This is a genomic window from Alkalihalobacillus sp. TS-13, assembly GCF_019720915.1.
Lineage (GTDB): Bacteria > Bacillota > Bacilli > Bacillales > Fictibacillaceae > Pseudalkalibacillus.
The window spans coordinates 372,953-398,315 of record NZ_JAHKSI010000001.1 but is presented as its reverse complement, the minus strand read 5'-3'; the positions used below and the strand labels follow the sequence as shown (position 1 = coordinate 398,315).

The 25,363-nt window shown below is 42.7% G+C and carries 23 protein-coding genes and 1 pseudogene; 7 read left to right on the top strand and 17 right to left on the bottom strand.

Annotated elements, in window-relative coordinates; genetic code table 11:
* The first annotated feature begins 28 nt into the window (after positions 1–28).
* On the top strand, positions 29–898 hold the full coding sequence (locus tag KOL94_RS01985; protein ID WP_221563597.1) for an STAS domain-containing protein: 870 nt from the start codon (positions 29–31) through the stop codon (positions 896–898).
* 89 nt (positions 899–987) lie between these two features.
* Here KOL94_RS01985 and KOL94_RS01980 read toward each other — a convergent pair.
* From KOL94_RS01980 to KOL94_RS01935, 10 genes and pseudogenes are all read right to left on the bottom strand, one after another.
* A pseudogene (locus KOL94_RS01980) lies at positions 988–1,783 on the bottom strand (class I SAM-dependent methyltransferase).
* A 1-nt stretch (position 1,784) separates the two neighbouring features.
* Positions 1,785–2,189, bottom strand: a complete 405-nt coding sequence (locus KOL94_RS01975; protein WP_221563596.1) for an HIT family protein — start codon at positions 2,187–2,189, stop codon at positions 1,785–1,787.
* Between the two features lie 294 nt (positions 2,190–2,483).
* Entirely contained in the window at positions 2,484–4,463 is a 1,980-nt protein-coding gene (locus KOL94_RS01970) for a S9 family peptidase (RefSeq protein ID WP_221563595.1), read from the bottom strand.
* 26 nt (positions 4,464–4,489) lie between these two features.
* Positions 4,490–5,416, bottom strand: a complete 927-nt coding sequence (opp4C, locus tag KOL94_RS01965) for an oligopeptide ABC transporter permease (RefSeq protein WP_221563594.1) — start codon at positions 5,414–5,416, stop codon at positions 4,490–4,492.
* A gap of 12 nt (positions 5,417–5,428) precedes the next feature.
* Entirely contained in the window at positions 5,429–6,379 is a 951-nt protein-coding gene (locus KOL94_RS01960) for an ABC transporter permease (protein WP_221563593.1), read from the bottom strand.
* 673 nt (positions 6,380–7,052) lie between these two features.
* Positions 7,053–8,711 (bottom strand): peptide-binding protein, encoded by a 1,659-nt coding sequence (locus KOL94_RS01955; protein WP_221563592.1) that lies wholly within the window; start codon positions 8,709–8,711, stop codon positions 7,053–7,055.
* Positions 8,712–8,806: 95 nt separating this feature from the next.
* Positions 8,807–9,823 carry an ABC transporter ATP-binding protein gene (locus tag KOL94_RS01950; RefSeq protein WP_221567557.1) on the bottom strand — a complete coding sequence of 339 codons (1,017 nt, stop codon included), beginning with the start codon at positions 9,821–9,823 and terminating at the stop codon, positions 8,807–8,809.
* Positions 9,801–10,817 carry an ABC transporter ATP-binding protein gene (locus KOL94_RS01945; protein ID WP_221563591.1) on the bottom strand — a complete coding sequence of 339 codons (1,017 nt, stop codon included), beginning with the start codon at positions 10,815–10,817 and terminating at the stop codon, positions 9,801–9,803. Before KOL94_RS01945 ends, KOL94_RS01950 begins: the two co-directional genes overlap by 23 nt.
* Before the next feature lie 274 nt (positions 10,818–11,091).
* Positions 11,092–12,309 (bottom strand): MFS transporter, encoded by a 1,218-nt coding sequence (locus KOL94_RS01940; RefSeq protein ID WP_221563590.1) that lies wholly within the window; start codon positions 12,307–12,309, stop codon positions 11,092–11,094.
* Positions 12,310–12,558: 249 nt separating this feature from the next.
* Entirely contained in the window at positions 12,559–13,443 is an 885-nt protein-coding gene (locus KOL94_RS01935) for a LysR family transcriptional regulator (protein WP_221563588.1), read from the bottom strand.
* Positions 13,444–13,565: 122 nt separating this feature from the next.
* Here KOL94_RS01935 and KOL94_RS01930 point away from each other — a divergent pair, with 122 nt between their 5' ends.
* Positions 13,566–14,654: a citrate synthase/methylcitrate synthase gene (locus tag KOL94_RS01930; protein WP_221563586.1), complete on the top strand. Its 1,089-nt coding sequence runs from the start codon at positions 13,566–13,568 to the stop codon at positions 14,652–14,654.
* Between the two features lie 158 nt (positions 14,655–14,812).
* Here the strand turns inward: KOL94_RS01930 and KOL94_RS25085 are convergent, their stop codons facing one another.
* Together KOL94_RS25085 and KOL94_RS25735 are read right to left on the bottom strand one after the other, a co-directional pair.
* Positions 14,813–14,965, bottom strand: coding sequence for a hypothetical protein (locus tag KOL94_RS25085; protein ID WP_260412172.1), 153 nt, complete (start codon positions 14,963–14,965; stop codon positions 14,813–14,815).
* Between the two features lie 48 nt (positions 14,966–15,013).
* Positions 15,014–15,127: a VOC family protein gene (locus KOL94_RS25735; protein ID WP_369010058.1), complete on the bottom strand. Its 114-nt coding sequence runs from the start codon at positions 15,125–15,127 to the stop codon at positions 15,014–15,016.
* A 149-nt stretch (positions 15,128–15,276) separates the two neighbouring features.
* On the opposite strand from KOL94_RS25735, the gene KOL94_RS01920 reads away from it, so the two are divergent.
* The 3 genes from KOL94_RS01920 to KOL94_RS01910 all read left to right on the top strand — a co-directional run bounded on the left by KOL94_RS01920 (position 15,277) and on the right by KOL94_RS01910 (position 18,528).
* Positions 15,277–17,292: a molybdopterin-dependent oxidoreductase gene (locus KOL94_RS01920; RefSeq protein ID WP_221563584.1), complete on the top strand. Its 2,016-nt coding sequence runs from the start codon at positions 15,277–15,279 to the stop codon at positions 17,290–17,292.
* Positions 17,293–17,526: 234 nt separating this feature from the next.
* Entirely contained in the window at positions 17,527–17,727 is a 201-nt protein-coding gene (locus KOL94_RS01915; protein ID WP_221563582.1) for an alpha/beta-type small acid-soluble spore protein, read from the top strand.
* A gap of 540 nt (positions 17,728–18,267) precedes the next feature.
* Complete coding sequence (locus KOL94_RS01910) at positions 18,268–18,528, top strand: atypical membrane-integrating protein (Mistic protein) (RefSeq protein ID WP_221563580.1); 261 nt, start codon at positions 18,268–18,270, stop codon at positions 18,526–18,528.
* 193 nt (positions 18,529–18,721) lie between these two features.
* Here KOL94_RS01910 and KOL94_RS01905 read toward each other — a convergent pair whose 3' ends face one another.
* The 5 genes from KOL94_RS01905 to KOL94_RS01885 all read right to left on the bottom strand — a co-directional run bounded on the left by KOL94_RS01905 (position 18,722) and on the right by KOL94_RS01885 (position 23,870).
* Positions 18,722–20,590, bottom strand: a complete 1,869-nt coding sequence (locus tag KOL94_RS01905; RefSeq protein ID WP_221563578.1) for a PTS fructose transporter subunit IIABC — start codon at positions 20,588–20,590, stop codon at positions 18,722–18,724.
* Position 20,591: 1 nt separating this feature from the next.
* Positions 20,592–21,515, bottom strand: a complete 924-nt coding sequence (pfkB, locus tag KOL94_RS01900) for a 1-phosphofructokinase (RefSeq protein ID WP_221563576.1) — start codon at positions 21,513–21,515, stop codon at positions 20,592–20,594.
* Entirely contained in the window at positions 21,512–22,297 is a 786-nt protein-coding gene (locus tag KOL94_RS01895; protein WP_260412171.1) for a DeoR/GlpR family DNA-binding transcription regulator, read from the bottom strand. Before KOL94_RS01895 ends, pfkB begins: the two co-directional genes overlap by 4 nt.
* 419 nt (positions 22,298–22,716) lie before the next feature.
* Positions 22,717–23,226 (bottom strand): GNAT family N-acetyltransferase, encoded by a 510-nt coding sequence (locus tag KOL94_RS01890; protein ID WP_221563574.1) that lies wholly within the window; start codon positions 23,224–23,226, stop codon positions 22,717–22,719.
* 71 nt (positions 23,227–23,297) lie between these two features.
* Positions 23,298–23,870, bottom strand: a complete 573-nt coding sequence (locus KOL94_RS01885; RefSeq protein WP_221563572.1) for a hypothetical protein — start codon at positions 23,868–23,870, stop codon at positions 23,298–23,300.
* Positions 23,871–23,995: 125 nt separating this feature from the next.
* On the opposite strand from KOL94_RS01885, the gene KOL94_RS01880 reads away from it, so the two are divergent.
* Both KOL94_RS01880 and KOL94_RS01875 read left to right on the top strand, forming a co-directional pair.
* Positions 23,996–24,454, top strand: coding sequence for an SRPBCC family protein (locus tag KOL94_RS01880; RefSeq protein WP_221563570.1), 459 nt, complete (start codon positions 23,996–23,998; stop codon positions 24,452–24,454).
* Positions 24,455–24,518: 64 nt separating this feature from the next.
* Positions 24,519–25,355 carry an arylamine N-acetyltransferase gene (locus tag KOL94_RS01875; RefSeq protein ID WP_221563568.1) on the top strand — a complete coding sequence of 279 codons (837 nt, stop codon included), beginning with the start codon at positions 24,519–24,521 and terminating at the stop codon, positions 25,353–25,355.
* Positions 25,356–25,363 lie beyond the last annotated feature (8 nt).

Below are 25,363 nucleotides of genomic sequence, written 5' to 3'. Positions count from 1 at the left end.
TTTTACAATTAAGGGGGGGATACGATATATGAGTGTAAATTTAAAATTGATAGGTGAAAATATAATTGAAAACCGGTTAGATATATTAAAAGAATCTACTGCATTACGGATGGAAGAGGAACCGGAACTTGTAGAAAAAATGATGTCCAGAAAATTGGTCTCAATGACGCAAGAAGAATCACAGGAGTTTGCTGCAACCTTCATTACATATTTGGGGGAGTCATTATTCAGTGACGAGAGAGCCTATTTCACCCTCATAACAGAATGGGGTAAAAAAGCTGGGCAGATAGGGGTAAATGAAGGAATACCTTTAGAAGAATCACTTGATGGATTGCGCTTTTTCCGTAAAGCGATTCTACATACAATCAAGAAACAAGCAAATGATACCGACATTTTAACCATTGATGATGTCATTGATGCATGGGCCATCATCGATCCGTTGATTGATCGTTGTATCTACTGCTTCAGTCTCGCCCACCTTGAGAACCATTACGAAACGCTATCGAAAGCGCATGCGAAAGTACAGGAACTTCAGATGCCGATCGTTCCGATTTCAGATGGTATTGCTGTATTACCGATTATTGGTGAGCTTGATGAAGATCGCTCCCAATATATTCTCGAGAAAGCGTTGGAAGAAAGCAGCCGGTTGAAATTGCGCCACTTAATCATCGACCTGTCAGGTATTGTCATCATTGACACAATGGTAGCAAACAACATGTTCCGTGTGGTCAATGCTCTTAAACTACTAGGTGTCGATTCGATCATCACAGGTATGCGTGCGGAATTGACGCAGACTGTCGTATCATTAGGAATCGACTTCAAAGATATTTCTACGTTCAGCAATCTTCAAAAAGCACTGGAATCAATCGGATTCTCACAACATTCTGTGATTAATTGATTTGAAATGGGACTGTCTCCAAAAGAAAAGTGTCGGATTTACTTCCAGCACACCATTTTGTATCAAACTACGATTTTCCCAGAATGTTGTTAAGGACGAAGAGACTCAGACACTTTTGGGACAGCCCCTTTATTATTTATGATGATGAAGCAGTGTTCAATCGTTTCGATATAGTTTTCTTTTTCAATTGTTGCTTCGATGTCAGCCAGCTTCGTCAAATGAGACTCGATTGTGAAGTTCGGAACCTGCCACGGTGCTGCCTTCAAATAATAAAGGATTGCCCCTATATCGTAAAAACGGGAATAGGGGTACGCTTCCGCTGCAGTTTCAATGGTAAAACCCGCATTTCGAAGTTCCTCTTTCGCGTAGCCCAGGCACCAATAGCCATAACCGAAATCCGGATTCTCGCCTAATAGCTCGTTCAGTTTATTATTGTCTTTGCCCCCGACCTGCTGTGGTGATGAAAGTGCCTCCTGGTTTCAAGACACGATAAACCTCATCTACTGAATACGATTCATGTTTGTTGATGATCAAATCGAACTGTTGATTTTCAAAAGGAAGCTGATCGTCTTCTCCCACTTCAAACACCTCAACACCAATCGGCTTCAATCGCCCTTTTGCAATCGAAAAATTGGGTGGATACCCTTCTGTCGCATAAGTCGTTTCAGGCAGTGGCTGCAATTTGGATAGCAGCTCTCCTCCACCCGTACCCATATCCAACATGCATTCAGCTTTTCTTATGTAAGGTAAAACAGTACTTCCATAACTCCATGGCAGGGGTTCTGAACTGACCCTCCCAGTATCGGAAAGCAAAGAAAAGTCCCAACCCGAAAATGGTTTCTCAGATAACTCGTTGTAATAGTCCAGTTTTTCATTTGTACGCATGTTAATACCTACTCTCTATGGGACGTTTGTTTTCAGGCTGTTTCAGCCAGTAACGCAATCCTTTACCAGCAAGCGGTTCATCCGCATAGCGCGGAATGATATGGAGATGGGCATGGAAGATGAATTGATTAGAAACTTCACCGACATTCCATCCTAACGTATACCCTTCTGGTCGGTACTTTTCGTCTATGTAGTGTTTCGCCTTTTGAAGAAGATCGTTCGTAGCCTCCCATTCTTCTATGGTGAGGGCAAATGCGTCTTTCTGATGGGCTTTCGGGACGATGACTCCTGCTCCTTGTAAAACGTCCTGGTGTTTGGGATGAAGCAAAAAGTAACAATGCTCGTTCTCATAGACAATATTTTGTTCAGGATCTTTTTCCGGATTACAAAATGGACAATCTTTCATGTCAGCCTCCTCATTTGATGTCATTTTTCTTCGCCTTTCACCTCATTAGTTCTGTTTCTAATTCCTGAATCCCTCTTTTTAGTAGTGAACGAGCAATTTTATGGGGAGCTTGAGCAAATTTCATACGATCTTGAGCAATTTTGATGCAATCTTGAGCAATTTAGTAAAATTGGCCTGCCCCACTTACAACTACAACGCACACTGCTCAACTATAAATTTAATAAAAAAAGTCTGGCATTTGAGCAGCTTCTCAGTCTAAAGCTACGATCAATGTCAGACTTCATCATCATTATTTTATTTTGATTTTGCCATTTCAGTTGTTTTTTCTTTAACTCGATAGTGCTCGAACCAGCCAACGATTTGTTCCAGTCTCGCCACTCTCATCACCGGGTCCCCGGAGCGTGAAAGATTATGGTCCGCACCAGGGAAACGAACAAAACGTGTCGTTTTATTTTGTTGCTTCAAGGCAACGAATAACTGCTCTGCTTGTTCGATCGGGCATCGATAATCCTTCTCGCCATGGAGGATAAGCAGTGGCGTCTCAATCTGCTTGACAAGTCGAATAGGTGAATGATGCCACAACTTTTCAGGATCTTCTTCCATATGGGCACCAATTTCACCCTCTGTAAAGAAATAGCCGATATCACTGACACCATAAAAGCTATGCCAGTTACAAATGGATCGTTGAGTGACAGCAGCCTTGAAACGATTTGTACTACCGACAATCCAGTTGGTCATGAACCCACCGTAACTGCCACCGGTGACGAATAGCTGTTCCTGCTCAATCCATTCATAACTCTCAAGTGTATGATCCACACCGGCCATGAGATCTTGATAATCTCCCCCGCCATAATCGCCTCTGCAAGCATCAACAAAGGATTGTCCATAACCATGGCTTCCGCGTGGGTTCAGGTATAAGACACCGTATCCTTTCGAGGTCAACACCTGGAACTCATGGAAAAAAGTATTTCCATACATCATATGCGGGCCGCCATGTATTTCAAGAATGAGAGGGTATTTCTCACCTTTTTTAAAATTGTTCGGCTTGAGAAGCCAACCGTGGATAACCGTTCCATCCTGGCTTGGAAATTGGACCGACTCAGGGACGGAAACTTTGATGTCATATAAAAAAGATTCGTTATGGTAGGTGATCGGTTCTTCCATCAGACTGTTGATATCATGACGTACGATGTCACCTGGATGCGTAGGTGTACTGACAGCGAGATATACATCCTTCGTACTATCCTCTAATGCATATTGGAAGATGTGCCTATCCCCTTCCACAATCTTATCGACATTTCCGAATAGATCAATCGAGTACAGCTCTGTATTTCCAAATTCACTCGCAAGAAAGTAGAGCGATTCGCTATTACTGCTCCAGGTCAAGTGCGGTGATGGCTCCACAGCATGAAGGTCACTGATCATCATGTCCCCGACTTGGATATCAAGTTTTTCAGTCAAACATTGGGTAGTGGATTTTTCCCTGTCATAAAGGAAAATCTCACTGTACGTCGCCCCACCATATACCTGATCGTGCCCGACATAAGCAACGTACCTGCCATCCGGTGAACATATCGGATGCACCATTGTCCCATCCAGCTCTGAAATTCTGACAGGTGTGCCTCCGAATTCGTGATAATAAATATGCGAACAGCGATAAGCACCTGGCACGTCTTCATCGAACCTCGCGTAAACAATTCCCTTACCATCGTTCGTATAGCGTGCATTCACATGATCATAATCACCCTCGGACAAGTTTCTTACTTCCCGATTCTTTAAGGAAATTTCACCGATATGAAGGTAAGATTGATAGGTCAGTGCAGCTTTTCCATCCGCTTTATACTTCAATTTATCTACTACAATCGGCTTTTCTTCTTCATTATCCGTACTGGTGTAATGAAAAAGAATCGAGTGTCCTTCTGGATGCCACACTGGACTGGAGACACCATTCTCCACATCTGTCAGTTGCTCTGGCTCCCCTCCTTCAGATGAAATGATCCATATTTGGTTTTTTCCTGTTCGATTTGACAAAAAGAGCAACGACAATCCATCAGGTGACCATCTTGGTGAAGTATTCATTGAAATGCCGCTCGTCCAACGTACAGATTTTTTCGTACCGACATCCAGCAAATGAATGTTCGATTGATACTTCTTTTCCTCATTAACTTCTTTTACGACATAGGCAAGACGGTTTCCATCAGGAGATAATTGTGGATCACTGACAAATTTCAAGTTGAAAAGGTCTTCAATGTTTATCCCATTTAATTGATCCATCTTCCATCCTCCTTCTAACTCGTTGGTTATGATTTCATTTTCGGATCGAATGCATCTCGTAACCCATCACCGACAAAGTTAAATGCAAGTACCGTAATCAAAATCATCACTCCAGGGAAAATCGGATACCATGGAGCGGTGTACATAATCGTTAAGTTTTGGGCGTCCTGAAGCATGTTGCCCCAGCTTGGTGTAGGTGGCTGTACCCCTAAACCTAAATAACTGAGTGCTGATTCGGCCAGGATTATGATACCAATATTAAGTGTGGCTGTTACGATTACCGGACCCATTGCATTTGGTAGAATATGAGAAAATATGATTTTTGAACTTCTTACTCCCATCGTCTTTGCAGCCAAGACAAATTCTCGGGACCTTAATGTCAGAAATTCTCCTCTGACCAGACGAGCGGTCGTCGTCCAACCGAATAATGCAAATGCAAGGATCAACATTGAAAGACTCGGTTCAAAGATTGTAACGACTGTTATTAAAAAGAAGAGACTTGGGATAGATAGGAATACGTCAACAACACGCATAAGAAACGCGTCTACCAATCCACCATAATAACCAGCAATGGATCCAATTATGGTTCCTATTACAATAGAAACAGCTACAGAAGCAAATCCAACAAGGAGGGAAACTCGTGCACCATAAAGCATTCTGGTCAACATATCCCTCCCTAAGGTATCTACACCAAGCCAATGCTCACCATTAGGAGGTGTAAGTCTTTTCAGCAATTCTTGTTTGCTAGGTTCATAGGGTGTTAAATAAGGAGCGAAAATAGCTGCCAGGATGATTACAACCAATGTGATCAATCCAATTACAGCTAGCTTGTTTTTAGTGAATTTTTCAACCGTAATTCTGGTCAATGTTTCTGGTTTCGGCAGTGGATCTGGTGGTAATGGCTCTGGATGGACCGGTACCCCTGGTCGTAGTTGTTTTTCAGGCTGTGACATGATTATCCCCCTTTAATACTCGATTCTTGGATCGAACACTGCATAGAGTATGTCAGCGATCAGATTCCCAATGACCGTCAAAGTTGCGGCAATGACGGTTATTGCCATTATGACAGGGTAGTCCCTCTGAAAGGCAGCATCCACGAACAGCAATCCAATTCCAGGCCAGTTAAAGATTTTTTCCACAATGACGGTACCTGCAAAAAACGATGGCAGCAATAGACCAAAGATCGTAATGATCGGAATTAACCCATTACGTAAACCGTGTTTATACACGACCTTCTTCTCTTTAAAACCTTTAGCACGGGCTGTCCTTATATAATCCTGCTTCAACACTTCGAGCATGCTTGTTCTTGTATAACGGGTCAACGCAGCCATATCCGCTGTAGCCAAAACAAAAGCAGGCATGATTAGATGAAGGATCCTATCCCATAGGCTGAATGGTTGATTAAGTGTCGCAATACCTCCAGTCGGCAACCAGCCTAATTGCACAGCAAAGAACATGATCAAGACAAGACCGAGCCAGAAGTTAGGCGTAGCAAGCCCTAAGAATGAAGTAAATGTTACAGAATAATCCGTTAAAGAATAAGGTTTACGTGCTGACAATATCCCGAACGGTATGGATATCAATAATGCCAGAAAGGTGGAAACGAGCATCAGGAAAATGGTATTAGGTAAACGTTCCATAATTAAGTAAGACACATCTGTACCGCGTCGTATTAGTGATTGACCAAAATCACCCTGAACCATATTTCCTACCCACTTCAAATATTGGATATGAACCGGATCATCCAAACCATACTTTTCTATGAACGCCTGCTTATCTTGTGGTTTGATATTAGGATCCATCATCAATGAAGTAGGATCACCTGGAGCTAATTGAATGATGGCAAAGGACAAGATGGATATTCCGAATAACAATGGAATCGCCATGAATATTCGACGAATGATATATGAGAGCAAGATACATCCCCCTTTTGTCTTAAATCTTGTAGCCAAAGTATCGCCCAGCATTATGTATAGGCGGCGATTAAAACCCTTATTTATGTTGTTTAGGCTTTTATAAATAATGATGTTGTTTTTGGGCTGAGTTTGATTGAAATAAAATTTGCGACACTCCTGCGGGAGGCCAGGCGAGACCCCCACTCTAATAAAGGATCTTCGACTATAATAATGAACTTCGACTGAATATCACCACGTCCTATGGTGAACGTCGAAGCCAGCATAAGGAAAGCTTCTAAGAATCCTCATCGCAGACACGAAAATGATTTCATTTTTGTGTTGAGATCCTGTGCAAGTGAGGAGGCTCGCGGAAGTGGGTTGATACAGGGAAGTGATGTCTAGCTCAGCGACCAGTCACTTGGATCACTTCAAACTTCCTGCGGCGGCAACACATTGATTGACATCCTTATGAGTTAGCCCACGCAGAACCAAGTCTTTGTTTGGTTCGAGCCTCCTTGTCAGTTTTCCAGTGACCTGCGTGCCTGACCGGGTCGCTTCCGCTTTTCGTTTGCCCGCGGAAAGGGAGTGAATTTCGCAAAAATCAAAGTATATAAAAACCTATTCTTTAAAAAAGAGGAGGATAAAGCACATCTTTACGAGGCTCAATCCATCCTCACTTCAATAAATCAAATCATTATTGTTCTATCCACCATTTTTCGATCATATAGTATTCACTTGATGGGTGATGTACATGTCCTTTTATATTTGAAGCTAGAGCATAGTGATCATTTGGATAATACAAGAATGTATACGGTTGTTGTTCTGCGATACCTGCTTGGATTTCACCAATGACTTCCTTACGCTCATCTTGATCAAGAATTTGTGTATTCTCTTCCATCAACTTGTCCAAATCTGGATCTGAGAAAGCTACAAAGTTGAGTCCAGCTTCGATTTCTTTAGAGTGCCATAGCGCTGTAGGGTCTGGATCTGTTGATAGGCTCCATCCAAGAATGACAGCGTCGAAATCCTTTTTCTCAGTGACTTCTTCAATGAAGGCACTCCATTCCATGATGGTAGGTTTCACTTCGATACCGATTTCTTTCAATTGTTCTTGCGTTACTTGAGCAATCTGTTCACGTGCTTTGTTACCCTGATTCGTCTTCAATTCAAAGGAGAATTTCTTCCCATCTTTTTCTAAAATCCCGTCATCTCCTGGTGTCCAACCAGCTTCTTCCAATAGCTTTTTCGCTTCTTCAACGTTGTAATCGAATGTAGGGACTTCCTCATTATAAGCCCAACTTAGGGGACTTGAAGGAGCATGTGCGATTTCTCCATCGCCACTTAAAACGGCTTCAATGATCGATTCTCTATCAAGAGCCATTGTCAATGCTTGTCGGACTTTTTCATCCTTAAACAATTCATTTTCCATGTTCCATCCAACATAGGTATAGGCTAAAGAGAGTTCTGTCGACAACTGGATTTTTCCTTCATCCGCCAATTTTTCAGCAGTCACTAAATCTTGTGATTGAACTTGAGCCTCATGAACATCGCCAGCAGACAGTTGAGCCATCAATGCATTCGCATCTGGAACGATTTTATATGTGATTGTATCTAAATATGGACGCCCTTGGAAATAATCATCGAATGCTTCAACTTTAACGTATTGCCCTTCTTTCCATTCAACAAATTTGAAAGGACCAGAGCCAACTGGACTTTTTGTATTGAATTCATGTTCAGCGAGGTCTGCAATTGGAACATCCTTCAAAATGTGCTCTGGTAAGATCCCATAAGTCAATGTCACCAGGAACGGAGCATGTGGTTCACTTAATTTGATTTTTACCGTCGTGTCATCCTCTGCTTCGATTGATTCAATTTTCTCGAAATTCGAAGCCCTTGCTCCTGAGTAGTCTTCACTTAATGGAATGCTATATGTGAAAACAACATCATCAGCTGTAAGTGGTTCACCATCGTGGAACGTAATGCCTTCATTCAATGTAATTGTCCACTCTGTACCATCCTCAGATGTTTCCCAATCTTTTGCGATAACACCTTTTGGTTCTAAGTTTTCATCAAAAGTCACCAGCCCGTCATAAAGCCAACCGGAAATATCTGAACTGGATGTGTCTGTTGAATATAGATCGTTGAAGATAGTAGGCGCTCCTATTGAACCCACTACGATGTCTCCACCCTCTTGAGGTTCCCCAGTCGCCTGTTCTTCAGTATCATTTTCATTCTCGTTTCCATTACCTTCTTCGTTAGGATCAGACGATGGATTTGCATTACATGCCGCCAGAAAAAGTGAAAAAACAAACGTCAATACTAATAGCAGATGGAATTTCTTATTACCCTTCATTAGCTAAACCCCCCTTAATTTTTAAAAGACTCAGACTTACAAAACACGCTAAAGATTATGCTCTCCCCCCTTCACTTAGTAAAATCGCCTTACCTCTATTCATAGAGATGACAAGCAACATAGTGATTCGGGTGTACCTCTTGGAACTTCGGAACTTCCTGCTTGCAAATATCCATCGCTGCAGGACAGCGTGTGTGAAATACGCAGCCCTTCGGTGGATTCGATGGACTCGGCAAGTCACCGGAAAGGATGATTCGTTCTCTTTTGACCTGTCCTTTCTTCCTTGGCACTGGCACAGCTGACATCAGCGCCTGTGTATATGGATGCAATGGCTCTCTGTATAAATCATGTTTATCCGCTAATTCCATCATGTTTCCTAAATACATCACACCCACACGGTCTGATATATGACGGACGACACTTAGATCATGAGAGATGAAGAGATATGTAAGGTTGAATTCATCTTGCAAATCTTCCATCAGGTTGATGATTTGTGCTTGAATGGAAACGTCCAATGCCGATACAGGTTCATCTGCAATCATCAGGTCTGGATTGAGTGCAAGAGCTCTTGCGATTCCGATCCGCTGACGCTGGCCACCTGAGAATTCATGGGGATATCGATTTGCAAACGAAGGATTCAATCCCACGGTATCCAATAACCGATCGACCTTTTCCTTCCTTTCCGCCGCAGAGCTGGTTTTATGAGTTTTCAGTGGTTCCATGATACTCATTCCAAGCGTTTTCCTTGGATTCAATGATGCAAATGGATCCTGGAAGATCATCTGCATTTGCCTTCTGACGGATTTTCGAAGATCTCCTTCTGATAAGGACGATATATCTTGATTGTTGAAGAGAATCTTTCCGCCGCTAGGTTTATAAAGCCGGATGATTGCTCTTCCCAATGTAGACTTTCCACATCCAGATTCACCTACTATTCCCAGTGTCTCGCCTCTTCTAAGCCTGAAAGAAATTCCATCGACAGCTTTCACATGACCGACTGTCTTTTGCATCATTCCGGCCTTTATTGGAAAATGCATTTTTAAGTTATTCACTTCAAGAATGGTTTCATTTGTGTGGTCCGAATTCGGATTAACGGTGAGAGTATTGCTCATTCCCTGCATTTCCAGCCCCCTTTTCGTCGTCGTACAAGAAACAGCGTACCGCCCTTGTCCCATATTTTTTCTCTAGTAATTGAGGTTGTTCTGAAAAGCAACGGTCGAATGCATGTTCACACCTAGGTGCAAAGCGACACCCTTTTGGCATCTCTTCAGGAGTAGGAACATTTCCTTTGATTGGATTGAGCCTTCCGATTTCACCATCGATGTCAGGTACCGAGGCTACCAGCCCCTGTGTATATGGGTGTAATGGTTCTTCAAAGATGTCATCAACGGTTGCTTGTTCAACGATTTGTCCGGCATACATGACAATGACTCGTTCAGCTAATTCGGATACGACACCCAAATCATGCGTAATCAGGAGAATTGAGGTATTCACTTTTTTGGATAAATCTTTCATGATGTCAAGGATTTGTGCTTGGATGGTAACATCGAGTGCTGTGGTAGGTTCATCAGCAATGAGAAGCTTAGGGTCGCAGCTCATGGCCATAGCGATCATTACACGTTGTCTCATTCCACCTGAGAGACGATGAGGATAGTCTGATATGATTGATTCTGCTCGTGGAATACCGACTAGCTTCAATAGTTCGATAGCTTGTTGAACTGCTTTTTTCCGCGGTAATCGTTTGTGGTATGTAATAACTTCGACAATTTGTTCCCCTATTGTCAAAACCGGATTGAGTGAGGTCATTGGTTCCTGGAAGATCATCGATATATCGTTCCCGCGAACTTTGCACATCTCATTTTCGGAGAGATCCACCAGATTCTTGCCCTCCAAAACGACTTCTCCTTCAACGATTTTTCCATAAGGTTCCGGGACCAGCCGCATAATCGACAATGAGGTCATGCTCTTTCCGCAGCCTGATTCTCCGACAAGGGCAAGCGTTTCACCTTTATGTATCTTGAAATCAATTCCATCTACTGCTTTTACCGTTTTCCTTTTGTCGAAAAAATAGGTCTTTAGATTTGAGACTTGTAATAGTTCCTCCAAATAGCCAAACCCCCTTTAAGTAGTAACTTCGACGCAATTTTTGTCTAATGTGAAAATTTTCAAACTTTCTGAATTATTTTAAAACATTATAAAATTATCCAATCAAACATTCAAGATATTTTTAAAGAAAATTTAATCCTCTGTAACTTTTGTCAAATAAAACGCTCAGTTTTTCGAGGTCAAGTGAACTGAAAATCCTTTTATATCAACAATTTTAAGGGCATAAAAAAAAAAGCAAAAAAAGGTTTTTTGCTTCGAAGAAATCGTTCGACATTTATCTTGGTAAGGCGACAGATTTCCCTTTCTTTCGGGTTGCCGTTGTCAAATGACGTACCATTATGATGGTCACGAACAGGAAAGAAATGGCTCCAAACCCGATGACCATATATTTGAATCCGATAGTATCTAAGAACAGTCCTGTCAACAGCATCAATGCCTGGAAAATGATATTATCAACCATTCCTTTGATCGAGAAGAAGCGACCGTGGTAATCCGATGGAACTTCTGTTTGGAAAATGGTCGTCACTACTGGAAAAAGTGTCCCTGCCGCCAGACCGAAAAGACCGAAGGAAAAGATGGACATCATTGGATGATCCGCTAAAAATAATGTTGTCTGCGCCGTAGCAATGATGAAAGTGATTGCAAACATATACGTCAGTTTCGGATTACCTTTGAAAAATTTACCTGCCAAGAAAGTACCGATGAACACGCAAAGTCCTTCTGTCGTGTAAAGGATTCCTTTTATACCCGGGTTATCTTGAAGTTCACTGATTTCGATCACCATCAGGTTGAATCCTGCTAAAAACAAGAACGCCGGCATTAATAGGAAGATGCCATACACCACCATCGGTTGTTTCCTGACAATCGGATATAATTCCCGTATCGTAGTGAGGAAGTTTTCCTTTTCCGCTTTTTTGTCCACCTTCTTTGGCTCTTCATCCACTTTGATGAAAAAGGTACTGATCAGAAGAAGCACGTAGGAAATGAGAGTTACCGTATAAAGGGAAAAAAGGGACATCCCGACAAGCATCACACCACCAAGTGCTGTTCCTACGATCCTTGCTCCCGTGAAAATATTGACGTTCACACTGTTCGCTTCAAGCAGTTGCTTTTTCGGAACAATCAACGGAATCATGGTTTGCATCGCAGGATTGGAAAACGTGCCGGATATCCCGATCACAAACGTGTATGCTAACATCCACCATACCGAGTTTTCCGCAATCGCCATGTACATGAATAGAATTGCGATACACCTGGCGATTCCAGCGTAAATCAAAATGTTCCTTTTGATGCTTCGGTCGATCACCCGCCCAGCCATCGGAGCAAGAAATATACCGACTAAAAATCCTGATAAAATGATGAGTGCTTGTAAAAATGATGATTCTACATTCTTCTGTAAGAACTCCAGGTTTCCAATGATTCCAACCCAAAGTCCTGTACTTGAAACCGCTAAACCGAACATGAGCAATATGAAATTACGGTTTCTCCACACGGTCGTCTCTCCCCTCTCACACGATCTAAAAGTATTTCGAGTCTCTAAATATATAAACCTATTATAGAACGGGATCAATAAATTTGCACCACTTTTATTTTTCATTTCGATCTATCAGATTGTTCAGTTTTTCCTTGTGGGATTTCGCTTGGAACGCTTTTCCCGCAGGGGTGTTGCAAATTTCGCTTAAAATCAATAAAGTCCTATAACAGAGCTTGTGTGAAAGTTCACAATAAAATCGCTCCTTCCTTATGCTCCAAGATGATAGCGGTTTATGAATTCAATGAATTGTTGGATCTCCTCATTTGTGTCCTTCTGGATCAGATAGGTATGGGCGATCGGAAGTTGCAACGCATCTGTATGTATTTCCAGGATTCGCCCTTCTAACAGTTCCCTTTTTACTGAAGATCGGGGCAAAAACGAGAAACCGATCCCTTCTTCAATGAACCGCTTTGCCACATTCACCTGCGTTACGACCATCGTTCTGACAGTCGGTTCGAGCCCCCTGACGCTAGATAACAGATCATCCCAATACAAAGGATGGTTGTGGGTAAGGAGCACATCATGACGCAATAATTCCTGCAATTCAATTGGCGGACTCGTTTCACTGTCCCCTCCGTCATGTGCTGCAACTGTGATGACTGGATCCTCATATAAAGTGACACAATGTAATCCCGGGTGAATCGCACTTGTTCTCGAGATACCGATATCCGCCTTCTGCTCATAGACGAGTGAACTGATTTCATTTGATTCGGCAACTTGGATCCCGACCTCTATGTGTGGATGTTCATTCATGAATTCCTTCACTGCGTATGAGAGGATTGAGGCTGCAATCAAGGGTGATACAGCAAGGGTCAATTTCCGCTCATAGCCTTGCTGCCAGCGGGACAGCGACTCCAATCCATCATTAAATGAACATAACATAGCATGTGCAAAGGGCAGATAGTGCTTCCCAGATTCTGTTAAAGAGATGTTCCTTCCATTCTTCTTAAATAATTTACACCCTAATTCTTCCTCAAGATGGTGTATATGAACGGTAATCGTGGGTTGTGAAATGAATAGTCTCTCAGAAGCGACCCGATAGTTTTCATATTTTGCTGCGATGACAAAAGTCTGTAACCACCGTATTTGCATCCGTACCTTCCCTCCTGATTCATTATGACTCTTAATCGGTTATAGATTAATTGTTTATTAGTATTAATCGTATGCTCATTTTACAATAGAATCAAGAAACATTTACCAAAGGAGTGGTCTAGATGATCAAAGAAGGTTTGGATGGTATTGTTACAGCTCAGTCAACAATCAGCTTAGTGGATGGTGAAAAAGGTTTGCTGGTTTATCGGGGGCATTGGGCGGAAGAGATCGCTAAAACAAAATCATTTGAAGAAACAGCCTATCTCTTATGGAATAAACAATTCCCCACGGACCAACAGCTCGTTGACTTCAAAACAAAAATGAAAGCCCAGCGGTCATTGACTTCTACAGATGAAACAATCCTGAACTGCCTGCCAGAAAATGTGGATATGATGAGTGTCATCAGAACGATTTTATCTTCTAAGGGTACGACGGAATGTCGGTGGCCTTCATCCATTAGGCAAGGCACTCGGATCACCTCTATTATCCCTACAATCATCGCGTATCGGCACCGATCCTTACAAGGACTTGATCCGGTAAAGCCAGATCAGAAGCTTGATCATGTGGCGAACTATCTGTACATGTTAGAAGGTAAAGAACCGAAAGAATCCCATGTTAAAGCGCTGACAGCATACCTCATTCTGACGATGGAGCATGGTATGAACGCATCGACATTTGCAGCGAGGGTCATCTCTTCAACTCAATCCGATCTCGTTTCATCCATAGCTGGTGCAATCGGTGCGATGAAAGGTCCTCTTCATGGCGGCGCACCCTCAGGAGTGATTGATCTCCTCCAAGATATCAGCACTGTCAATCATACTGAGAATCATTTGAGACGATTATTAGAGCAAGGTGAAAAATTGATGGGATTCGGTCATCGTGTATATAAGACCCAGGATCCCCGTGCAAGGGCACTTAAGGCAATCACTTTAGAGCTTGCGGACGATGACCCGTGGTTTGACCTGGCAAATCAAGTGGAAAGTATCGCAATCAAGCTGCTTGAAGAATACAAACCAGGTAGAAAGCTGTATACGAATGTAGAGTTTTATGCAGCCGCAATTTTGAAAGCACTAGCTTTACCGACAGAGCTATTCACATCAACTTTTACGATGAGTCGCGTCGTCGGTTGGATTGCAAACGTATTTGAACAAAATGAAAACAACAGGATCATCCGGCCATCATCGTTATATGTAGGACGGATGCCAGAATAATAGTATCCGGAAAATTGGCTCAACAAAGCCTTCTCGATGGCAGAGCATAGCTGCACTTATACTGAAGAAAATATTCAGGGAGACGAAGTTGGTCTCCCCCTCAGTTTTCCATCATTTCGCATGAGGATCGTCATGCATATACCCGAATAGATAACCATTTACATCATGCGCATAGGCGACATATCCCCCCCAGGGATAGGCATTTTCGGGACGACAATTTTCCCGTCTTCCGCTTCTATTTTAGATGAATACTCATCTGATTCTACATGGATAACATTGACGGTACGTTTTTCTCCGTCTGGTGACTTCATCAAACCTCCATCGATACCATCTGGTCCTTCTCCAGTTTGAACAAGCCACTAATCGTCCGGTGCATTCCATTTTTCCACTTTCCAACCGAAAACGTTTTTGAAAAACGCTGCAGACTTCTCCGGTTCCGGGACTTGAATTTCAAAATGTATGACTCGGTTCATCATAACCCCCCGTGTCTAGAATTAGAACGTATGTTCGGTATAGTAATTAGACATCTACCTGATGAGTTCCTGCAAAATGCTTATATTTTTTTCTGTAAAATGTTAATCTTTATTAAAATCACATTCACATTAAGAGAGGAGCAGCTGCATTGACTACGAAAACCTACCATCGCGCCGTCTGTCCATTGGACTGCCCAGATACATGCAGTCTTCTGGTAGAGAAGGAAAATGGAAAAATCACGAAAGTAGATGGAAATCCGGATCACCCTGTCACAAATGGGACGATCTGTCATAAAGTACGGAAGATGCCTGAACGGACCCATCATCCAGATCGCCTCCTCTATCCGATGAAACGAACAGGGAAAAAGGGTGACTTTTCGTTTGAACGGATTACATGGGACCAGGCGTATGAAGAGATCACCTCACGTTTCAAGAGGATCATCGAAAAACATGGGAGTCAAGCGATCCTTCCGTACAGCTTTTTCGGAAATATGGGAATCATCAATAGTGAAGGCATGGACCGGCGATTCTTCAACCGCATGGGAGCTCGTAACCTTGAACGTACTATCTGCAATACGGCAGGCGCTGAAGGGTATAAAGTCACAATGGGGAAAGCAGTCGGAATAGATCCTGAAGAAACGATCCATTCCAAAGTGATCATCGTCTGGGGATGCAATTTGATCAGTACGAACCTTCATCAGGTGATTTACGCAAATAAAGCACGGAAAAATGGGGCTAGGATCGTCGTCATCGACGTCCATCGTAACCGTACTGCCAAATGGGCGGATCACTTTTACCAAATCAAACCTGGTTCAGATGATGCACTCGCTTTTGGCCTTATGCATCTCCTCATAAAAAACGAATGGATTGATCGCACTTTCATCAACCGCTATACGAGTGGATATGAAGATTTACAAAAACGCGTAGAGGAATATCCACCTGAGAAGGTTTCCGCGCTGACAGGATTGAAGGTAGAGCAATTGCATGAACTTGCAAAAATGTATGGCACGATTTCACCATCTTTCTTAAGGATAGGTAATGGACTTCAGCATCATAAAAATGGCGGGAGGAGCACAAGGTTGATATCATGTCTCCCCGCTTTGACTGGTCAATGGGGAAAGATTGGCGGAGGGGCATTGAAAGGGAATGCAGGATACGCAGAATGGAATACCTACAAACTCCAACGTCCTGACCTTCATCCTAACCCTGCAGGTCCGTCGACGAATATGAATCAAATCGGACTAGCGCTCCAAGATACAGCCGATCCGATCAAAGCCCTATTCATCTATAACAGTAATCCTGCTCAGGTCGCCCCAAATCAGAAGCTCGTCCGGAAAGGATTAATGAGAGAAGATCTATTCACCGTGGTGCATGATCTGTTTTTGACTGATAGCTGCCGTTATGCTGATATCGTGCTTCCTGCAACGAGCCATTTTGAGAACCTGGATATATACAAGTCATACTGGCATCTATATATCCAGTTGAATGAGCCTGTCATGGCCTCATTAGGAGAATGTAAATCGAATTTCACTCTTTTCAAAGAGCTTGCTGCACGGATGGACTATGACGATGAATGCTTTCAAGATACAGAGGAAAATATGATCCGCGACGCTTTGGATAACAGCAGTAGTCCATACTTGAACGGCATCACCTTTGAACAGTTGAAAAAGGATGGTTGGGCAAAATTGAAACTGGATGAGACAACGACCTTTCCTGAAAAAATTCCAACAGCATCTGGTAAGATTGAGCTGACATCTTCAGTTGATCGTCTCCTCGATCAAACGAAACACCCTGAGAACCGAGAGAAGCCTTTCCAACTGATTTCAGGTCCAAATCATCAGTTTCTCAATTCAACATTTTCAAATCAGAAAAGCTTACAGGCACTTGAGAAACCTGTCGTTTTTATCCATCCATCAGATGCGGAGTTTCGTAACATCCAATCTGGTGATTTTATTGAATTGTTCAATGATTTAGGCTCTGTCAGCCTGCAAGCTGAGGTGACAGAGGATGTTTCAGAGGGGGTTTTGATCACGCAAGGATTATGGTGGGATGATGCGCAAAAAGAACGGTACTCCATCAACTTCCTTACCTCAGATGAACTGTCTGATCTTGGTAAAGGAGCGACATTTTTCACCTGTTATGTAGATATTAATAAATCATCATAAGAATGGTGTTTTCAAAGCCTTGCAGATTGCCTCTTGAAAGCGAGTCTATTTCCAAACTCAAGAACAACACCTATGCGAAAACAGCTTTTTGTAAATAACATCAATCTATAAAATATCAAAATAAATTACCATAAATTCCCTTGAATGGTTTTCCTAATTTCTCAAATACTTAGATTGAAAGGTACATAATTACCTTTTCGCAATCTAGAACGACAATTGAAGGAGGCTATTCAAATGGCACAGCAAGGAAACAATAACCAATTGGCAGTTCAAGGTGCAAGAGCAGCAATCGACGCTATGAAGAGCGAAGTTGCTGGAGAGTTCGGTGTACAACTTGGGCCAGATACTACTTCTCGCGCTAACGGTTCTGTTGGTGGAGAAATCACTAAGCGTCTTGTACAAATGGCTCAACAACAAATGGGCGGAAGATACTAATCAACCCCGGGAAGAGCATCCAGCTTCATGCTGGGTGCTTTTTATTTTTATACTTTACTGATCTCTACAAAATTTCACTCCCTTTCCGCGGGCGAACGAAATGCAGAAGCGCCCCGATTAGTCACGTAGGTCACTGGAAAACTGACGTGGAGGCTGTGACCGCCGCAGGATGTCTTAAATGATCCTAGTGATTGGTCGCTGAGCTAGACATCACTTCATTGCATTAACCTACATCCGCGAGCCTCCTTGCTCACTTGAACAGAATGTATTGGCTTCGACATTCACCACACGACGTACTTGTACAGGATGTACTGACTTCGACGTTCACCATAGGACGTGGTGGTATTTAGTCGAAGATCCTTTATTAGAGTGGGGGTCTCTTTTGGCTCGCTTTTCCCGCAGGAGTGTCGTGAATTTCGTTCCGTAGGTAAACTAGGCAAAGCATTAGCGCAGGCTGCTTTTTAGAGACGCTTATAGCTATAAACTGAAAAGTTATACGATCTTAATCACCATTATTTTAATGTGTTGGAGGGAACACTTATGAAAGCGGTCAAACGGGAATACAATGAGTTCAGCCGTTCAATTGACAAGATGTCAGAAGGTCTTGATGCCATCATCGAACTTTTTAACGATATTGAAGAAGATAAACCAATCATCCGGTTAGATGATCGGGTCCTTTCTGATTTAGAAGACGCTAAAGAAAAATATGGAGAGGAATTCATCAACAAAAAAATGAACAACCTGATCAGAGAAGCATTATCCTGGCTTGCTGCAGAAGAAACAGATGAAGAAGAGGAATAGGAATTTCATAGATTATCTTGCGCCAAAATTGGCTTTGTCCAGATAAATTCGAGTTTTGACCAGATAATCTTAATCTTTGTCCCGATAAATTCGATTTTTGTCCAGATAATTTGCATTTTTGTCCAGAAATCCTCCACTTTTGTCCAGATAAAAAAGGTGACCCCACACAGGATCACCACATCATAATGAATCGTTAGACAGTTTTTGATTTTTTCAGAATGCCAGTCAAGAAGGCTGTTAGCAGCGCTCCTGCTAGAATCGCGATGATATAAAGGATAGCGTTCTCTACAGTTAAGATGACGAACAACCCTCCGTGTGGTGCTGGCGTTGCGTTTCCGAAAAGCATCGCGAGTCCCCCGGCTAAGGCCGATCCAGCAACCGAAGCTGAAATCACCCGCACAGGATCCGCTGCAGCAAATGGAATCGCAGCTTCTGTAATGAATGAAGCTCCGAGAATATACGCCGTTTTTCCTGCCTCACGCTCTTGTTTGTTGAAGCGGCTTTTGAAAATTGTGGTCGCAATTGCCATCCCGAGTGGAGGGACCATCCCACCTGCCATGATTGCAGCCATCGGTCCATATGTCCCTGCTTCAACGAGTGCAATTCCAAACGTGTAGGCCGCCTTATTGATCGGACCTCCCATATCAATTGCCATCATCCCGCCAATGATGATGCCGAGTAGGACGGCATTTCCTGTTCCTAAACTGCTGAGTGCATCCTTCAACCATTCATTGAACCCACCAAGCGGACCTATTAGTAAGTTCATCACTACTCCTGTGATCAATATACCGAATAACGGATAGAGCAAAACCGGCTTCAAGCCTTCAAGGGATTGAGGCAGGTTACGGAACAGCTTTTTCAACAATACAACTGCATAACCAGCAAGGAATCCCGAAATCAACCCACCGAGGAAACCAGCACCTCCATTGGCTGCCATCAGTCCACCGACCAGACCAGGAGCTAAGCCGGGACGATCGGCAATACTCATTGCAATGAATCCAGAAAGGACTGGAACTAACAGGAAGAATGCATTATCCCCTCCAATTGTCATGAACAATTTTGCGATAGGATTGTTCCCGTCAATATCAATCATGAATGAAAGCGCAATCAATATTCCGCCTCCGACAACAAGCGGCAGCATGTTGGAAACACCGTTCATCAAGTGCTTGTAAAAGCCAGTTCTCCCTTTGGAGCCTCCAGAATCCTTCGCTTCTTGGTTTGAAGAAGAATCTCCTTGATAAATGGATGCGTCGCCTTCAGCAGCTTTTTTCAACAAGCGCTCCGGTTCACGGATTCCATCAGTGACTGGTGCTTGAACGAGCGGCTTCCCTGCGAATGGTTCAAGATCGACCTTCGTACTCGCAGCTACAATGACGCCATCTGCTTCTTCGATATCTTTTTTCGTCAGTTCGTTCTTCACTCCGCCAGAACCGTTCGTCTGCACTTTGATGTCATAACCTAATTCTTTCGCTTTCGCTTTCAAGTTATCAGCAGCCATGAAAGTGTGGGCGATTCCGGTCGGGCAAGCTGTTACAGCGACGATTTTCTTTCGGACCACTGTGTCATCGACAGACTCTGTGCTGGCCTCCTTTTCCGTGTCAGCATCCCCTTCACTTTGTTCTTTTTCCTTGAACGCATTGAAGACATCCTCTTCTTTTTCAGCCTTTAGCAAGGTTTCCTTGAAGCCAGGTTCCATCAGGTAACTCGATAATTTTGATAAGGCATTTAAATGTTCATTATTGGCACCCTCTGGAACAGCAATCATGAAAAACAGATGACTAGGTTGGCCATCGAGCGCTTCATAATCCAGGCCAGCATCTGAACGGCCGAAAACGATACTCGGCTCGTTGACCGCACTGCTTTTTGCGTGTGGAATCGCTACCCCTTCGCCGATACCGGTCGTGCTCTCCATTTCCCTTTTTAAAATCGCTTCCTTGAATGTATTTAGATTTGAGATTTTACCAGCTTCATGAAGGGCACTGGAAAGCTCATCAATCACGTCGTTCTTATTTTCAGCTTCAAGTTTCAGTACTACTTTCGATAGCAAATCAGAAATAGCCATCTCATTCTCCTCCTTTTTCGAATTCCCGGACTTGAATCCTTCTGAACAGGTCATCTACTTCGTTTTTCGTACAAAATTCCATCGAAAAGGCTGACGCACTTCCGGCTGCCACACCATACCCGAAGGCTTCAATGATACTTGAGCTTTGCAAATATTTTGCTACAAAGCCTGCGACTACAGAATCACCTGCACCAACGGAATTTACGACAGTTCCTTTGGGCACATTGCATAGATAGCTTCCGTCCGCTGTTACGAGCAGTGCACCATCCCCAGCCATTGAAACAAGGACATTTTCCGCTCCCGCATCAACCAATTTTCTTGCATATTCCTCTGCGTCCTCACTGTTTTCGATCTCGACATTGAATAGATCTGCGAGCTCATGATGATTCGGTTTGATCAGGAATGGTTTTGCTAAAATCGCCTGATTCAACGGAACGCCTTTCGTATCGACAATCACCTTTGTGCCGTCTGGAAGCAGTTTGATCAGCTCCCTGTAAAAAGAAGGCTCCAATTTCTCAGGCAGGCTTCCCGCGATCACGACAACATCGTCCGGAGTGATTGAATTGAATTTATTTTTAAGCAGATCCAGGTGTTCGGCTTTTATCTCTGGCGATGGTCCATTGATTTCTGTCTCATGTCTGGATTTGATCTTCACATTGATCCTTGTGTCTTCATCAACCTGGACAAAATCCATTTGGACCTTTTCCTTCTCCAGAGCTGATTTGATGAAATCGCCAGTAAATCCACCAGTAAAACCAAGAGCACAAGATGGTTGACCTAACCGTTTAAGAACCCTTGAAACGTTGATTCCTTTTCCACCAGGAAAGGTAGCGGTACTTTCGCTTCTGTTAACTTTCCCCAACTCTAAATCTTCAAGTCCTACGATATAATCCAACGAAGGATTGAGTGTCACTGTATAAATCATTTTTTCACCACTTTTACTGTTGTTGTATTTTGTAATTCTCGTAAGATCGCATGTTCCTGTTGATTGGTGATGATCGCTGCAGCTTTAGTATCCGCAACTTTCGAGAAAGATACCTCTTGGAATTTCGAGTCATCCACAACCACATATGGTTGTTTGGAAAGTTCCAGGGCAAGCCGTTTGATACGTGCCTCCTCTGGGTCCGGTGTCGTGTACCCGTGTTTGGAGTGGATCCCATTCATTCCGATGAAGCATTTATCGAATCGGAAAGCCTTTAGCGTATCCTCTGCCTGGCCGCCGATCAGGGCTCCGGTCTTCGACTTCACACGCCCCCCTGTCAGATGGACTTCAACTCCGATTTCGATAAGCGGATCGACAAAATGAAACGCATTCGTCACTACTACCACGTTTTTATTTTCCAGATGCGTTAAGATTTGTTTCGTTGTCGTTCCCGCATCAATGAAAATGCAATCCCCATCATCAACAATATCCGCTGCCGCTTTGCCTATTAGGGCTTTTGCTGATTCATTGAGAGTTTGCTTTTCAGCCAGTTTCGGTTCATATAAATTGTTATGGATATGTGAAGCACCACCATGAACGCGTTTCAGCTTGTCATCCTGCTCGAGTTTCTCAAGATCGCGACGGATTGTTGAGATAGAAGCACCAGTGTGATCACTGAGATCATGTATGGATGCCGTCTTTTGTTTTTTCAATAACGCTAAAATGATTCCATGCCGTTCCGTTGTAAGCACTTTCACACCACCTTTAGTTTTAAGATAAATCATTTTCGTTCACATTTCAATCATTTTCACTCAATTTCATTCACAAACTATCATTTTTCTTTTGGAGGAGACGTTTTGGTTCTCTGTGCATGAGATTTATGTTGCGCAAACTCTGTACCTTAATTTCGATAGAGCAAATTCGGTCGATTCCTGTCGTTTTGCCCGTAAAACCGCTTACTTCAGGCGTAAGAACCTTGTTTTCGGCCGTAACGGCAAACACAAATGCACATAATCTCCCAAAACAAAAAAAGCCCACAAAAGGGGCTTCCGCTCAATCATTTTTCAATCTGGTTCACATTCATTCGTTTCCATGAAGTATCCGCATTCGGGGCATGTTTTTTTCGGTTCCAGCTCGATGGCATATTCGATTCACTCACATTTCTCACAGATATATTCAAACATCCCCCACACCTCGCATTTTCCTATGACCTGTTATTCTTGATCGACCAATAATATAATTCGTCATCTTCAGCTATTTGTTTCATGCCGATTTTTTCTAGCACCCGTATTGATGGACCATTCGTTTTCAGACAATCCGCTTTCACTTGGGTCACTTTTTGTTCTTGAAAAAGCCAGTGGATGAGACCGCTCGCCATTTCCGTGGCAAAGCCTTGTCCTTGTTTTTCAGGAACAATGCTGTATCCGATTTCGACAACCCCATCTGCATCAGGACCACCTTTACAGCCCATATCTCCAACGATGAGATCCGTCTCCTTTTCAATAATCAGTCCACTCCAAACCGCGTTTGATGGATTTTCCCTCAGCTGTTCTAATTTAATTGGTAAAATTTCAGCATAATCCTTCATCGGCCAATCTTCATGTGCTTCGAGACCAAAGTGTGGCTTCAATTTAGTTTTATCTGTTACGATCGCATCTACAAGCTCCAACTTAAAATCAATCAATCGCAACCGTTCTGTTTCGATATTCGGCATAGTGATCCCTTCCCCTTCAACGACTGTCAGATACTACTATTATACCGAACGCTGTATAATGTTGGATACTTCTATTTTAACTTGTATCTGAATTTGATAGGGGCGGCTAACAATCTACGATATCGCTTTCGCTTCTTCAACAGATCGCTGCTTTGGATGAAGAGCATTGAAAAGGCCTCCCATAAAAAAACCCATCCTCCCACTGTCAGTCCTTGAAGGATGATCTGATCAACCACTTCGGACTGCATCGTGTTTTTAAAATATAAGGACGCGGCTGTAAAAAGGACGGAAATCAAGACGTACAACAGGGTTTTCCTCCATCGTTCCGACAACTTCTTTTTCATGATGTGATCGTTATAATCAAAATAATTACGGATCCCCTGGACGATAGTCTTTTCTAGAATCGGCTCTTTCTGTTCATCTTCAATATTAAACCGTAAGACGACACTTTTATTGAGAGCGATGTCTTGTGAACAATCCTTCAAAAATGTCTTCAAGCTAGAATCCAAATCACGTAAATTATAAACAGAGGAATCCCAGTTATTGAAGATATCATCATAATCCTTGATTGCGATCTCGATAAAATAATCCCCAGTTTCCTGATCGATGGTGTAAAACTGATCAAGGTAGCTCTTTGGTTTCAAGCTGCTCTCCCCTTTCTCTAATCGTATTTTCCCTTAAATCCAATTCATAAAAATAGATGGACAATAGAGGATTCATTCCATTATTGTAGAAATAAACTGAAAAGGGAAAAAAGGGAGGGTTTATTTTGAGCGATTTCACATATTCAATTGACATCCATGCGCCAAAAGAAATTGTATTCGACTGTATCAATGACAATGAAAAACAAAAGATTTGGATGGAAGGGTTGCAGGAAACCTATTATGCAGGTTTATATGATCCTGAAAATCCTGTGGGCACGAAGTTTAAACAGAAAATCAAAGAAGGCGGTCGTGTGGTTGAATATGATGGTGAAGTGATTGCTTATGACCGTCCTGATCTGATCGCTGTCAAAATCGGCAATCAGAGTTTTGCGGTGAATGCTAATTATGAACTTAACGAAACCCTACAAGGGACCCGTCTGGATTATCGTGCGGAAATGGGTACAGCCAATACATTCACTAAAATCATGGGGTTCATGTTCGGTTGGTTGACAAAGCGTATTCTTCACAAACAAATGACGAGTTTAAAAAAGCTTGCAGAATCGGAAGCGAAGGTAACGGTGTAAAGCTGTTGATCTCTCAACAGTTTTTTTCTTTAACATCAAGATCACGCACATTAAGGAGGTTGTCGTGAAAACGTCTCAACATCCCCTTTCAATAGGAACGACAAGAAAATACTTGGACATTTTAAAGGTAAAAGAAGCTTCTCAAAAAGATTTACATTATTTGCGGGCGTTGATTAGGGCTCATTTACATACGATTCCATACGAAAATTTCAGCAAGTATCATTACGTCCAGGATGATGTATGTATGCGGTACATATATGATACAGAGGAATTCATCAATCGCTGTGCCAATATGGGCTGGGGAGGAACTTGCTATCCATTGAACATCCATTTTGCAAAACTTCTCAACGCAATCGGATACAATGCCTCGCTCGTTCGCGTCCGCTCCGGACATGTGGCGATCATGATCCACTACGAACAGGAACACTATTATGTCGATGTTGGCTATGGCGCCCCGCTCTTCTCTCCTGTTCTGTTGCCTGAAGAAGGACACTTACGGATTAAGAAACTTGGAGAAGAAATTTTTATAAGAAAGATATCCCCATCCCTTTTTGAAATTGACAGGCATGCTGACGGAAAATCATTCGTAAAAAAAGAAATCGATTGGAGTCCCCTTACCCTCGAAGATTTTGCAACAGATATCGAGCATTCCCATTTGGATGAATCCGATAACATCGTAATGAGGAGATTGAGCGCCACCATCTTCAAACCGAGGTATTGCTATTATTTGAACAATGAAACCATCACCAGAAAGAATGAATATACGAAAGAAGTATCGAAATTCACCGATCGCAAAAGCTGGGCCGCGAATGTATATCAGGTATTCGGTATTGAAGAGGAAGCTTCACTAGGTGCTGCAGCCTTTTTAGAAAAACGGGGTGTGAAAATATTTAAAGATTGAAACGACGT